Source organism: Exiguobacterium sp. USCH10 (assembly GCF_037619445.1).
GTDB lineage: Bacteria > Bacillota > Bacilli > Exiguobacteriales > Exiguobacteriaceae > Exiguobacterium > Exiguobacterium aestuarii_A.
In genome coordinates this window covers 40,881-53,765 of record NZ_JAQPZO010000004.1, presented here as the reverse complement: position 1 = coordinate 53,765, position 12,885 = coordinate 40,881, and the positions used below count along the sequence as shown (strand labels likewise).

At 45.2% G+C, this 12,885-nt stretch carries 14 protein-coding genes; 3 read left to right on the top strand and 11 right to left on the bottom strand.

Annotation, left to right across the window (positions count from 1 at the left end; all coding sequences use genetic code 11):
• Positions 1-14: 14 nt before the first annotated feature.
• From PQI28_RS08520 to PQI28_RS08505, 4 genes are all read right to left on the bottom strand, one after another.
• Positions 15-1,055, bottom strand: a complete 1,041-nt coding sequence (locus PQI28_RS08520; protein ID WP_339962997.1) for a lipid II:glycine glycyltransferase FemX — start codon at positions 1,053-1,055, stop codon at positions 15-17.
• 214 nt (positions 1,056-1,269) lie between these two features.
• Complete coding sequence (locus PQI28_RS08515) at positions 1,270-2,265, bottom strand: Gfo/Idh/MocA family oxidoreductase (protein WP_339962996.1); 996 nt, start codon at positions 2,263-2,265, stop codon at positions 1,270-1,272.
• A gap of 55 nt (positions 2,266-2,320) precedes the next feature.
• The gene (locus tag PQI28_RS08510; RefSeq protein ID WP_074034518.1) at positions 2,321-2,809 is read right to left on the bottom strand and encodes a GNAT family N-acetyltransferase; all 489 of its coding nucleotides are present in this window, start codon (positions 2,807-2,809) and stop codon (positions 2,321-2,323) included.
• Between the two features lie 74 nt (positions 2,810-2,883).
• Positions 2,884-3,318, bottom strand: coding sequence for an OsmC family protein (locus tag PQI28_RS08505; protein WP_214783398.1), 435 nt, complete (start codon positions 3,316-3,318; stop codon positions 2,884-2,886).
• Positions 3,319-3,409: 91 nt separating this feature from the next.
• Between PQI28_RS08505 and cls the strand changes: the two genes are divergently transcribed.
• Positions 3,410-4,867 carry a cardiolipin synthase gene (gene cls, locus PQI28_RS08500; protein ID WP_274664787.1) on the top strand — a complete coding sequence of 486 codons (1,458 nt, stop codon included), beginning with the start codon at positions 3,410-3,412 and terminating at the stop codon, positions 4,865-4,867.
• Between the two features lie 39 nt (positions 4,868-4,906).
• On the opposite strand, the gene PQI28_RS08495 is transcribed toward cls, so the two are convergent.
• Positions 4,907-6,880, bottom strand: a complete 1,974-nt coding sequence (locus PQI28_RS08495) for a methyl-accepting chemotaxis protein (RefSeq protein WP_339962995.1) — start codon at positions 6,878-6,880, stop codon at positions 4,907-4,909.
• Between the two features lie 240 nt (positions 6,881-7,120).
• On the opposite strand from PQI28_RS08495, the gene PQI28_RS08490 reads away from it, so the two are divergent.
• Positions 7,121-7,756, top strand: a complete 636-nt coding sequence (locus PQI28_RS08490) for a peroxiredoxin-like family protein (protein WP_339962994.1) — start codon at positions 7,121-7,123, stop codon at positions 7,754-7,756.
• 335 nt (positions 7,757-8,091) lie between these two features.
• Here PQI28_RS08490 and PQI28_RS08485 read toward each other — a convergent pair whose 3' ends face one another.
• The 5 genes from PQI28_RS08485 to PQI28_RS08465 all read right to left on the bottom strand — a co-directional run bounded on the left by PQI28_RS08485 (position 8,092) and on the right by PQI28_RS08465 (position 11,365).
• Complete coding sequence (locus tag PQI28_RS08485) at positions 8,092-8,745, bottom strand: alpha/beta family hydrolase (protein ID WP_339962993.1); 654 nt, start codon at positions 8,743-8,745, stop codon at positions 8,092-8,094.
• Positions 8,746-8,754: 9 nt separating this feature from the next.
• Positions 8,755-9,492: a UMP kinase gene (gene pyrH / locus PQI28_RS08480; RefSeq protein ID WP_339962992.1), complete on the bottom strand. Its 738-nt coding sequence runs from the start codon at positions 9,490-9,492 to the stop codon at positions 8,755-8,757.
• Positions 9,493-9,578: 86 nt separating this feature from the next.
• On the bottom strand, positions 9,579-10,199 hold the full coding sequence (locus PQI28_RS08475) for a hypothetical protein (protein ID WP_339962991.1): 621 nt from the start codon (positions 10,197-10,199) through the stop codon (positions 9,579-9,581).
• A gap of 72 nt (positions 10,200-10,271) precedes the next feature.
• Positions 10,272-10,874, bottom strand: coding sequence for a VOC family protein (locus PQI28_RS08470; RefSeq protein WP_339962990.1), 603 nt, complete (start codon positions 10,872-10,874; stop codon positions 10,272-10,274).
• Between the two features lie 38 nt (positions 10,875-10,912).
• Entirely contained in the window at positions 10,913-11,365 is a 453-nt protein-coding gene (locus PQI28_RS08465; RefSeq protein WP_339962989.1) for a VOC family protein, read from the bottom strand.
• Between the two features lie 172 nt (positions 11,366-11,537).
• Here PQI28_RS08465 and PQI28_RS08460 point away from each other — a divergent pair, with 172 nt between their 5' ends.
• Positions 11,538-12,284 (top strand): class I SAM-dependent methyltransferase, encoded by a 747-nt coding sequence (locus PQI28_RS08460; protein WP_339962988.1) that lies wholly within the window; start codon positions 11,538-11,540, stop codon positions 12,282-12,284.
• 72 nt (positions 12,285-12,356) lie between these two features.
• On the opposite strand, the gene PQI28_RS08455 is transcribed toward PQI28_RS08460, so the two are convergent.
• Complete coding sequence (locus PQI28_RS08455; RefSeq protein WP_214692154.1) at positions 12,357-12,878, bottom strand: GNAT family N-acetyltransferase; 522 nt, start codon at positions 12,876-12,878, stop codon at positions 12,357-12,359.
• Positions 12,879-12,885: the final 7 nt, after the last annotated feature.

The following is a 12,885-nucleotide window of genomic DNA, read 5'->3' as shown; positions in this document are numbered from 1 at the left end:
CGTGCATCGATTTTTTATTTTGCTTTCGGGAGTGGGGTATCCAACCTTACAGGTGTCCGGTAGATTGGAAAGTAATTAGATAATCCATGCAATTGAATATGCTTCGCATTTAATTGCTGATAAACCTGTTCGTTGAATACAAATTGACCAATGTAGTAAGGAAGCGGCTCATCTCCGGAAAAACTCATTTTAAAGTCATAGAGTGCATCCTGCCCGGACGCCCCTCCCCCGAGATGAAGATGGAGTTTACCCTTTTCACCCGCCCGGCGAATCATTTCACTGAAGAGGAAATGGTTTGGACGGAGAGGTAAGTAATCTTTAAGAGACCCTCCAAGGTGATAATTGGCTCCCTCATCTCCGTACAATACCAGAACTCCTGCAACCACCGTGTTTTCAAACACAGCAAATAGAAATTCCGCTTCAAAGGATTCGCTCGTCAGTAACTGAGTGAAATAAGAATCGGTATAATAATAGTCTTCAATCGCATCCCGACGATTCATGGTCGCCTCATAAAGATGCATAAATGTGTGAATGTCAGAGGCGTCACCACGCACGACAGTCAACTGTTCACGGATGGCTCGTTTCACGTTTCGCTTCGTCATTTTATGGAATCGCTCAGTCAAGTATTCATACGGTTCATCTAGTTGGACATGGACGGTCAGTCGAACAGGAACTGCTTTCCCGAAACAATTCATGATGACCGCATCGGTTCTTAAAGGGTGATAGCGAATCGTTTCGGTCACCGTTCTCTCATTCTCCTGACGTCTAATAAAGTGTTGTCTTGCGACCTTCACCTCATCATCCGTGAAGGTTCCTACGCGAAACGGACCACCATATCCGTAAGCTGTCACAAGGTCATCATATTTTTCATTGATCTGGCGACGGATATATGGATACACCAGCATCCCCTTTGACGTGATGGCGAGAAACAACTCCGGTGAGTCGGTCGATTCACAGTTCACTTTGACATAATCGAAATGATCATACGCATCGCACGTTGTTAGATCTAACCATTTTTTCCACTCCGTTTGGTCTTTGATGATTTTGAATTCCATCATCTCATCCCCTTTTCAGTAAGTGATTTCCATAACCACTTTTCCCATTTGAGGATGAGCACACCAGTGAAGAATTTAACTTTTTGTTGTTAACAATCAATATCCGTTAAAGATAATTCACGAAATAAATATCGTTATTTCTTTTTTCGTTTTTGTTCAAAAAAAAACGAACTCGCACTCAGGCGAATTCGTTCTTTTAGAAATCTTATGGAAATCAATCTACTGAAATCACTTGACCCGTCTCAGACGATTGTTGAGCGAGTTCGATCATTTGCGTCGTGAGTGTCGCATCCATTAATGAAACGACAGGTTGCCGTGTCTGATAGCTTTCGGCTAACTGATGATAATACATCAAGTAGTCACCTTTCTCGACTTGAATCGTTTCGACCTCATCCGTCGACAAGATCCCAGTCTCTAACACGTCACTCGCCAACTTCCCATGCTTCAGTGCCTCTTCCTGAGGGTCGAGTCCGAACTTCACGAAGCTACCTTTCTTTCCATGGATTTCGAATCGGGGAGTTTCGCCAGCGATGAATGGATTCGAGCGAAGATAAACTCGCTTCTCTCCATAATAGAATGTCACGTAGAATCCGTCGTCAGACTGTCCACCCTCGCGTTGAATCATCACATCCGCTTGAATCTTGTCAGGTTTTCCGAACAAGGCGAGCGTCTGATCGATGAGATGACTTCCTAAGTCAAACAAAATCCCTGATCCCGGACCTGCATTTTCACGCCAACGGTCCCGTACGTTCGGTCGGAAACGATCAAATCGGGATTCAATCACTTTCCACTCCCCTAACACATTTGAGTCGAGCAATGACCGAATCGTTAGGAAATCACCGTCATAACGACGGTTTTGATAAACATTGACGATGCCTTCCGACTTCGCTTCAAGTTCCATCAACTCAAATCCTTCCTCAGTTGTAAGGAATGCGGGTTTTTCAACCAACACATCTTTTCCAGCCTTGAGGCAGGCAACAATCATCTCTTTATGTAAATGCGATGGTGTGGTAATGACATACAAAGAAGCATCTGTTTGCAGCGCCTCGTCTAATGTCGCATACACCGTGGCATCCGGTAATTCAGCCTTTACTTCATCCGGACGCGATGACACGACGCCGCTCACTTCAAAAGTGTCAATCGCCTTTAAAAACGGCAGATGGAATGTGTTCGCAGAAAAGCCGAACCCTACCAAAATGGTTTTAATCATGAAAACTCCTCCTTTTCGCTTATATTATTGTATCAAAAAAAGGGTCCATAGACCCTTATGCACTCATGCTCTCATCTAATCTGTATTCGAACGTATTGTACCCGTTTCGTGAATCGACAAAGACGAAACCAAAACGTGGATAATAACTATTTAGAAATTCATTGTCAGCAACACAATCTAGACGAATTGGTTCATCTTCATCGGCTTCCTCTAGTACGTGCTCCATGAGTTGCTGCCCGACGCCACGACCTTTCAGCTTTTCGCTGACGACGATTCGATGGATATATTGTCCACGCTCACTGTCGTCCCATAAGTTGTCATCCCAGTCGTCCGGGGGTAACAAGGCGATAGAAGCTAAAATTTGTTGGTCATCTTCAAAGACATATACACTGCCTTCTGCAATGTCAGTGCGCACACGCTCTACGAGGTCCTGTTCCAAATATTCGGTCCATTGGTCGCTTCCTTGTTCATTTAGCGCTACGGCTCGTTGTTCGATTAGGTTCGCGATGTTGTTGGCATCGCGCTTCGTCGCGAGTCGAATCATAACGTCCTCCTTTAGTTATACAGTATTTGAAATACAAATATAACGGAGAACAGATTGCCTTTCAACCATCTTGCTCACTGTTGAAGTTCGAACGGCGTGACCTCGCCATCGTTCAATTGATAGCTGTAGGATAAAGTGGCATTGAGACTGTGTGAAACAGAACAATAGCGTTCAACAGATAGTTCAATCGCACGTCGCACCCGCTCTTCCGACATGTCGCCTTTCAGAATATACAAGATGTGAATGGCTGTAAAGCGTTTCGGATGATCGATTGCCCGAACCCCATCGATCTTCATTTCGAACGATTCTAGCGGTTGACGCATCTTATGCAAAATGGAGACGATATCGATCCCCGTGCAAGACGCGGTGGCGTGAAGTAACATCTCCGTCGGACGAGGTCCCGTGTCGAGACCGCCCACGTCCTCCGATGCGTCAAGAGTCACCGTGTGCCCTGATGGCGTATGTGTCTCAAACGCCATGCCTTGCTTCCATACGACTTCCATGTTCATTGTCTTCTCCCCCTATTTCATTTGATAGCAACCTATTCCCGCATTTGTTGTATGATTAAGCTACAAATCGATTTTTAAGGGGTGTATGTCGTTGGATTGGTCCGTTATTTTCAGTTGGGGGCTATATATCGTCCTCGGGTTAAACTTATTGTTCGCACTCGCCGTCATTTTTGCCGAAAGACGTGACGTTGGCGCGACTTGGGCCTGGTTGCTCGTCCTATTTTTCTTGCCGGTGCTCGGGTTTATCATTTACCTTTTCCTCGGGCGACAACTCAAAAAGGATAACTTTTATAATTTGAGTGTGGAAGAACGCTCTTTTCATGCGCTACAAGTAGAAGCACAGCTCGAACAGATCCACACACGTCAAACGCAACTTGCGCAGCCACTGTTCGAAAAGTATGACCAACTGCTTCAAATGAACTTGCGCTCTTCAAAATCATTGATTAGTGTACATAACCGTTCCCTCATCTTACATGACGGCGAACAAAAGTTTAAGGCGTTGATGGATGACATCCGCTCCGCTGAAACCGAAATCAATATCCAGTACTATATCATCCAGCGTGATGCTCTCGGACAAGCACTCTTAAAGGAATTGATTGAACGAGCGAAAGCGGGTGTCAAAGTTCGGCTTCTTTACGACGCGGTCGGTTCTCGTAGTCTTCGGAACTCAGACTTCAAAGAATTAATTGCGAACGATGGAGAAGTACGTGTTTTCTTCCCACCGACACTCGGGATGATCAATTTCAAGTTGAACAACCGCAACCACCGAAAAGTCGTCATCATCGATGGGAAGATTGGTTATGTCGGTGGCTTTAATGTCGGGACCGAATACCTCGGACTCGTCGAGAAGTTCGGATATTGGCGCGATACCCATTTACGCGTCGAAGGAGACGTCGTCTACAATCTCCAGCACCGCTTCATCCTGGACTGGAATTACTCAGGTCACCGCAAGCATGACCCGGAGAATACGTTCTGCTTCGCGAGACATGAGATTAAAGACAATTCACCGATGCAAATCGTCACGAGCGGTCCAAACTCGGATACCGAACATTTAAAAAATATGATGATTAAAATGATCATGTCAGCGAAACGACGGGTCGTCATCCAAACCCCTTATTTCATACCCGACACGAGTTTTATGGATGCATGTAAAATGGCACTCAACTCTGGCGTTCAGATGGACATCATGATCCCAGGAAAACCGGACCACCCGTTCGTCATGTGGGCATCGCTCTCCTTCCTTGGAGAGTTGCTCGATTATGGGGCAAACGTCTATCTGTATGATGAAGGCTTCCTCCACGCGAAGACGCTTGTCGTCGATGAGGAGATCGCGACGGTCGGAACGACGAATTTGGATGCCCGAAGTTTCCGTCTCAACTTTGAAGTGAACGCAGTCATTTACGACGAACGCGTCGCCCTCGAACTTGTTTCTTTATTTGAAACAGACACGGCGGTCAGTCGGACGTATACGATGGAAGACTATGAAAAGCGGAAATGGACAGTACGTGCTCGGGAGGGTGTCTCACGACTCCTCAGCCCGATTTTATAACGAAAGAAGCAGAGCTCGGCGCTCTGCTTCTTTTTCATTTTATAGTTTGAATCGTGAGACGAGGTCTTGTAATTCTTCCGCCATCGTCGCGAGCGCCTTCGCCGATTGTGACACTTCTTCAATCGATTTCAACTGGTCGTCTGTCGTTGCTGCGACTTGTTTGGAGACACTTGAGTTCTCGTCGGCGATGTCAGCAATTTGGGATGCGGTCGCCGCTACTTCTTGGACGTTTGCCGCAATCTCCTCGACAGTTGCCGTCACATCTTCGATTCGCGGTGTCATCGCGACCGTTCGCTCTTTGATTTTCTCAAATCGGTCTGCCGTTATTTCTGAAGAAATGAGACCGGCTTTCGTGTGAGTGGATACTTCTTGCATCAAGTGGACGGATTGCTCTGTCTCCTGTTTGATGCGGTCAATCAATGCCGCAATTTGTTTCGTCGACTGTTGGGACTGCTCGGCAAGCTTTCGAACCTCGCTCGCCACGACAGCGAACCCTTTCCCGTTCTCTCCTGCACGTGCCGCTTCAATTGCTGCGTTTAAAGCGAGCAGGTTCGTCTGTTCTGCAATCCCGTTGATGACCGAGACGATCTCTCCAATTTCGCTTGAACGATGTGCCAACGATTGGATGACACCTTCAAACGTGACGACCGATGCATCGATTGCCTGCATCTGTTTAACGTTCTCTCGCACGGTCGTTGACCCATCTTCTGCTTCATTTGACGTCTCACGTGATAGTTCAGACACGTCCATCGAGCTCTCTGAAATGCGCATGATTCCGGATGTGATGGCCTGGAGTGACGTCGCGTTGTCATCGAGCTGACGTTTTGAACCATCGGCACTGACCGCCATCTGGTCGACCGCACGAGCAATCTGTTCTGACGAAGCGGAATTATGTGCGGAGTTCGCCATCAATTCCTGCGAAGATGCTGCTACTTGACTAATTGAATCGTCTAGACGAAGTAATACCATTCGCAGTGAGGCACTCATCTCATTGAAACTCTCTGAAACGCGACCGATTTCATCGTTCGATAAGACGCTGATCGGTTCAGTCAAATCGCCGGACTTGATCCGTTCTGCCCCCTCGGTTAATAAGCGTAACGGGCGTAAGATTGAGCGGAGAACGAAATATAGAAGAATAGCCGCCACACCGAACATACCGATAATGACGAATACGGTCGTCCAAAGGATGCCGACAGTCTCGTCTTGAATTTCACCATCGTACAGGGTCCCTGTGATTTTCCACCCTGTGAGCGGGTTCGTCACGAACGCTTTTTCGACACCCTCTCCATTCTCTTCAGCGGACAGGATTCCCTCATCTGTTGCAAAAACAGATTCCATCGATGACTCTTCTGATTTCTCTCCGACAGCAATCGATGGATGAATGACGACTTGTTGGGCCTCATCGAAGATGGCCACATATCCTTCTTCACCGATTTGAATATTCTTTGCGACTTCTGCAATATCATTCACATCCACATCAACCGCCACGACCCCGCGACCATCTGCCGTCTTTTTAGAGACCGTGATCATCATTTTTTGAGAAGCGGCGTCTACGTATGGATTCGTGATGGCGACGTCTTGACCACTCGCTTCTGCCGCCTCATACCAAGGACGAGTCCGTGGATCGTACCCTTCCGGCAATTCTTGCTCAGGATAGATCGTCATCGTACCTTCCGCTGAGGCAAAATAAATATTTGTCACTTTAGGGTGTGTGTCTAAGTATTCCGTGAACTTTTCTGCTAACGCTTGATTGTCTTCACCTTCTTCATAGATGGATGCATCAATCCGATTGGAGAAGAATGAAATGTCCGTCTGAATCGGAGCAATCAAATTCGTCACTTCATTATTCATCCGGTCTACCCCCGAATTGGCAGACTGGATCATTTGTGACTCGATTTTTTGTTTCGCCTGCGTATAAGCGACGACCCCAATCAATGTTGCTGGAATGAGTAGTAAAAGGACAGATAAGACAATTAATTTCTGTTTGATGCTGATGGTACGCTTCTGTTTCATAAAACATCTCCTTACCCCGAATAGAATGTTCAAGAAGCATCGGTATGGGGTACCGAATCCTCCTTGGGTTACTTACAATATCGGTTAGGAAAAATAGATGTTAATCATTGATTGAATTATTCGAAAATTATTTTTCGGAAGCTGAAATGGAGTTTCACTTTATTCAGAACATAACGACAAATCATTATATTCGTAATCTAAAATGTATTCAGTTAACATATCGGAAAAGGGGGTAAAAACATGAACACATTATTGGAAGAAATCAAAGCGTATAAAGATCAATTTAAGCAAAAAGCGCCGGCCGAAAAACAACGTTTGATGGCGCAGGCGACACAAGAATTGAAAGAATCAGGGGTGGCTGCCGGTTTAGCGGTCGGGGATCAAGCTCCGCTGTTTGAATTGCCTCATGCGGATGGGACAGAAGTCGGTTTGAAAACACTCCTTGAAAAAGGACCTGTCATCGTCACGTTTTACCGCGGTGGATGGTGCCCATACTGTAACCTCGAACTCCGAGCGTATCAGCGAGAATTGGCACAAATTGAGGAAAAGGGCGCCACACTCGTGGCAATCAGCCCGGAGACTCCGGATTACTCACTATCTACGAAAGAGAAAAATGAGCTCGATTTTTACGTGTTGAGCGACGTGGACAATCAAGTCGCACGTCAATTCGATCTCGTCTTTGATATGCCGGATTATTTGATTGAGATTTATGAGGCATCTGGTCTTCGCGTCGATGCACATAACGGCAATGAGGACTGGCAACTTCCGAAGCCAGCGACATTCATCATCCAACCGGATGGTACGATTTCATTCAGTGATGTGCCCGCTGACTATACAGAACGAGTCGACCCGAAAACGGTTATTGAAAAATTGTAAAAAAAGGGAGATGACACGCGTCATCTCCCTATCTTGTTAACAAATAACATGTTCGAACTCGTCCTTCCGGCACCCACGCTTTCCACAGGCAATTCCGGAGCCGCACCGCAACTAAGTCGCTACTGGGTCTCCGGCGGATTGTGTTCCTGTAGGAGTCGGGGCGCCGTGGGATGAGTCACACAAATGACCGCCTGCTGTGGCGACCATTTGTTTTTTTCTGAAGCCACGACGGCCGAAAGCCCGATACATACTTCGAATCATTAAAAAGAGGAAAATAAGTAGGTAAACGCCACGCCACATATGATTGCAATCTCCCCATGAAACTCCCCACAGGTTCAATACCTTGAGGAAATAATAAATTGCTCCACGCGCTTGAGAAGTGTTTCAAGTAACCGGAGTGACCGGTATGTCTCTCCTGTGTACTCGAGACTATGATTCATCTCTTTGACAATCTCGAGTTCGGTCAAGGCCAGATGTTCAAGACGCTTCATTCTCTCATCTACATAATGTTGGTCCGCCGTTCCCGTTAGCACGAGCTGTTTACCTTTATGGGACAGGATCGCTTCGTATATGTCGTCTTGTTTTAACAACGGTGTCAACCAAACCAGTTTGGCATCATGAAACACGTTTCGGGTAAGCTCACTTGCCATCGCCATCGTACCGAGCGATTTCCCGACGATTATGTATTCATTAATAGAATGGAATTGTAGCACTTGGTCGATGACGAGACGAACATCGTCAACAACCGCCACTGATACATCGACTGAATCATACCGCTCATCCCGATAATTGTAGTTGATTTCAAGAACGTTCAATCCATTCTCTAAACAAAGTGCTGTCGTGTATCGAAACATCGGGGAATCATTCGTATATCCGTATCCCGGCAACAACATCACGAGCGTGTCGGATGACGAATCAGGTTGCAGGAACGAATACGAGACAGGTATTCCGTTTGTCCCCACGACTTGACCATCTGTTACTTCATGCATATCGTCCCCTCAATTCTGCAAAAGTTGCGTGTCATGGTGATGAATCATCGTTCCAATGGTCTCTCCTTGGAGAATCCGATGAATGGCGTTCCGTTCCTTGAAGTCGAACAAGTGAATCGGCAAACCGTGGTCTCTAGCGAGAAGTAATGCCGATTGATCCATCACTTTCAAATCATGTGCGATGACGTCGTTATAGTGTAGGGTTTCGTATTGACGCGCCTCCGAATCCAACCGAGGGTCTCGGTCAAATACGCCGGAGACACCGTTCTTGGCCACAAACAAGGCATCGCACCTCACTTCGATGGCACGCTGAACAGCCGGGTAGTCTGAAGAGACGAACGGTTGACCGTTACCGCCTGCGAAAATGACGACGTACCCTTTTTTCAAGTGATTGATGGCCCGAAGTTGAATGTATGGCTCGGCTACACTTGGCATTGGAATCGACGTCATGACGCGTACCTCTCGATTGGTATCGCGTTTCAAGATACCACGCAGCATCAATGAATTCATGACTGTCCCGAGCGTCCCGATGCTGTCAGCTTCCACTCGATTGATCCCCCACGTTTCTGCTTGATTCCCTCGGAAGAGATTTCCCCCGCCGACCATGACACACACTTCAACCCCGCTATTTGCGAGTGACAATATTTCTTCTGCAATCAGGCTGAGGCTCATTTCGTCAAAATTATCCGTTCCATCACCAGCCAGAGCGGCTCCACTTATCTTGATACAGATTTTCCGATGTTCCATCTTTCCCCAACCCTTCATTTGGAATTTTTTGTTCAATTCAGTATAAAGGAGTTTATTTAACTGAACAACCGTATTCCGTTTTTGATTCAAAGGGACATTTTCTCGTACTCTTTATAAAACTCATCGAACATATAAAGTCCACCGATTTCTTCATCAATGAACGAATATAGAGAAATTTCATAGTTTGGGAGTGATGCTTCATTGAAACACTCTTTTACTCTAAGCAAGCCTTCTTTTATATATAGCTTTCCCTTTTCAATATTCTCGTTTGAGATATAGTAAAGTCCAAGATCAAGATAGTAATGAGGAAATTCTGGGTACTCCTCAATCGCCTTTAACAGATACGGTTCATACTGTTCTGGACGTTCGAATTGATGTAGATTGGCCATTGAATAGTAGAGGATCCCTTTTGACTTAGCATCCATTTTATTCAACATCGACTCGATCTCTTCGATCTTTGTTTCGTCATATACTGGATAGACGAAAGTTGATTCAAGATATACGCCGAGGGCGAAGAAAATCGAATGCTCCGGAAACTTATCAAATGCTTCGAATAAGTGTTTGGAGGCACTCTCATAGTCTTCTTCCGGCGTATCCATTTCAGCACTAATGAGAGTCGTCCAGGCGATGAATTCGTCTGGGTACTCTCGGACTAATTCTCTGGCGGCACGGATTGCAAGGTACAGCTTCTTTGGCGATTGTGCCATAGTTTGTATCTTTTGGATTTCTTGATCAAAATGTATCATTTCCTCTGCCCCTTTAAAATTTTCATCTATTAATCATTCTGAGAGGATGATTTGAATACCGTTCGGATCAGTTGAACTGATCGTACAATCACTCATCAGGTTTACATGCGTTAACTGTGTGTGATCCGACTCAATTGCTACGATTTGCGGGACAGGACAATTGAATAATTGTTGCAATACCTCTTCAAGACCTGCCGTTTTCGTTTCAATATTCAATCGATGAATACGATTCTCAGAACGTGATTGAATAGCATCTAAATGCTGTTGCAGCTCGATTCGAAATCCGTAAGGTGTATGGATGAACGTTCTTCGTTCATTCGATTGAACCGTCAATCCTATTTGTTCTGCTCGTTCTAACACATTCACTTTTTCCTCTTCTGATACTAAAAAACCAATATGATCAAACATCACTTTCTTCCCGTAACCGAATGTGATATTCGTCGCTCCCCGTTTCATTTCAATGATTCTAAAACGAATGGATTGCCCCTTAAAATCATCCCAATTGAGTGGTGGATGAAATGACTTAAACTCTCCATCCTTTTTACCGATTCGTTGAGTTACTTGAAATCCTAGACTCGCATAGAATTTCTCAGTTTCTTCGACATGTGGTGTCCATACATGAAAATGAAATAACATATGTTCTCTCCTTTGTTCGAATCATTTATGTAGACTCGTTATTTTCCAACCCAATCTTTGTATGGAACTATGCTAGCCATTTCTTCTGCGTTCGTTCCAATAAACGTGATGAGTTCAATCGAATTTCCGTCTGGGTCCTCAAAGTAAATGGCCGCATGTTCAAACGGGGCATTCGGAAGAACTAAAGGTTGCTGTTCCGGTGTCATCTTAAAGGCAGTGCGAATTTCAATTCCCCGATCCTCAAGCCACGCTTTGATCGATTTTAAATCTTGCTCCTCTATTCGAAAAGCGATGTGGCGGATTGATGGATGGTACGGCACGTCAACCCGATCGGATTCCCATAATCCAATCCAGCTTTCTCCTTTGATAATCCAAAGGAAGGCCAATTTCTCATTTTGGAATGCCAACTTTAATCCTAATTTTTCATAAAATCGAATTGATTCAGTTAGATCACTCACCGGCAAGTGGGCCTCGTAAATTCCTTTAATCATTCTCCGTAACCTCACTTTTACATTTAAATTTATCCAGATTCGTCCTTACTAGACATAGATTTATTGACAATATGTCAATGTAAAATTATTATAGATAATTCCATTATAGTGCTAAAATTGTTTGATGGCTTGCTCGACGAATCGATACGAGGGAAAAGGAAAGGAGATCGCTATGAATAAACAAAGTCACATGAACAAGCAGGCTTGGGAATATCGCGCCTATGAATTTTGGTGTAAACGAGACGGAACTCCATCTGAAAAATCAATCGAGATTTTGAAAGACCCTCGGGCCAGCTTGAAGAAACACAGCAAGTATTTTCATAACGTCGAAGGACTGAACATCGCAAACATCTGTGGTTCCAATGGAAGAAAAGCCGTACCGCTCTCTATCCTAGGGGCAGAGGTGACGATATTCGACCTGTCAGAGGAAAATAAACGGTACGCTTTACAATTAGCAGATTGTGCCAACACTACGATTGAATACATCGTTGGTGATATTCTTGATCTCGATATGAAAAAGTATCAACATCATTTCGACCTTCTCTATTTAGAGGGAGGAATCTTACATTACTTCGACGACCTCGCTCAATTGATGGATGTTTTGTATTCCATCTTGAAGGTTGGCGGTAAACTCATCTTAAGTGACTATCACCCGATAAAAACATGCATCACTCCTGAATTCGTCTACATCCCTAAGTATTTTAACCGCGAACCTTTTCAAGACGACATTTCCTATAGGCAATTTTTTTCTCCAGATGAACAACATGACTTCCCATCTGTATGTTTAAGTCACCATACATTGAGTGACATCATCAATTCAGTGATTTCCGTTGGATTCACATTGCAACAGTTTGATGAGCATAGAGGGTGGAACGGTGAAAATATACCATGGGAGTTCACGATTGTTGCTAAAAAGTAGACTTCATCGTCAAAGAAAAAAGCTCCAATCGGCACAAAAAAAGACCGTAGAACATTCCTACAGTCACTAAGCTTAGGCACCCATAATCGAATCATGACGGGTCGTTTCCCAACCGTACGCCACTTCACGGAGTAACAATTCACCAAATTCCCGATCCTTTTGGTCGATGACCTGCCCTTGTTTCCGCTCATAAAATGTGCGGAATGGGTTCATCTCAAGCGCCCAAATCAAAAGTCCCGCCTCGCACATCGATTGGACGGCATGTTCAAGGAGAGCGGACCCGATTCCGTTCCCTTGATGATTTTCCAAAATATAAATGGCATACACTTCGTTCGTATGGTCTGGATACTCACCCGTACGCTCTTCTCCGTAAAGGACGAAGCCCACAATCTCATCATCCACGATCGCCACAAAGCCGGCGACTTCCTGCCGACGAAGCGCTGTGCGCAATCGTTCTGCCCATTCGATGGAACCGGACGAAACTTTCAATAAATACTCAGTCGGTACGATCCCCCGATAGGTCGTACGCCATCCGTTCACACGCACTCTCGCAATCCCATACACATCATCTGGTTTGGCGACTCGAATGTCCAATGTGACC

Coding starts and splice junctions, on each gene's coding strand:
- PQI28_RS08520 (WP_339962997.1), bottom strand. CDS start 1,055: ATGGAATTCAAAATCATCAAAGACCAAACGGAGTGGAAAAAATGGTTA.
- PQI28_RS08515 (WP_339962996.1), bottom strand. CDS start 2,265: ATGATTAAAACCATTTTGGTAGGGTTCGGCTTTTCTGCGAACACATTC.
- PQI28_RS08510 (WP_074034518.1), bottom strand. CDS start 2,809: ATGATTCGACTCGCGACGAAGCGCGATGCCAACAACATCGCGAACCTA.
- PQI28_RS08505 (WP_214783398.1), bottom strand. CDS start 3,318: ATGAACATGGAAGTCGTATGGAAGCAAGGCATGGCGTTTGAGACACAT.
- PQI28_RS08495 (WP_339962995.1), bottom strand. CDS start 6,880: ATGAAACAGAAGCGTACCATCAGCATCAAACAGAAATTAATTGTCTTA.
- PQI28_RS08490 (WP_339962994.1), top strand. CDS start 7,121: ATGAACACATTATTGGAAGAAATCAAAGCGTATAAAGATCAATTTAAG.
- PQI28_RS08485 (WP_339962993.1), bottom strand. CDS start 8,745: ATGCATGAAGTAACAGATGGTCAAGTCGTGGGGACAAACGGAATACCT.
- pyrH (WP_339962992.1), bottom strand. CDS start 9,492: ATGGAACATCGGAAAATCTGTATCAAGATAAGTGGAGCCGCTCTGGCT.
- PQI28_RS08475 (WP_339962991.1), bottom strand. CDS start 10,199: ATGGCACAATCGCCAAAGAAGCTGTACCTTGCAATCCGTGCCGCCAGA.
- PQI28_RS08470 (WP_339962990.1), bottom strand. CDS start 10,874: ATGTTATTTCATTTTCATGTATGGACACCACATGTCGAAGAAACTGAG.
- PQI28_RS08465 (WP_339962989.1), bottom strand. CDS start 11,365: ATGATTAAAGGAATTTACGAGGCCCACTTGCCGGTGAGTGATCTAACT.
- PQI28_RS08460 (WP_339962988.1), top strand. CDS start 11,538: ATGAATAAACAAAGTCACATGAACAAGCAGGCTTGGGAATATCGCGCC.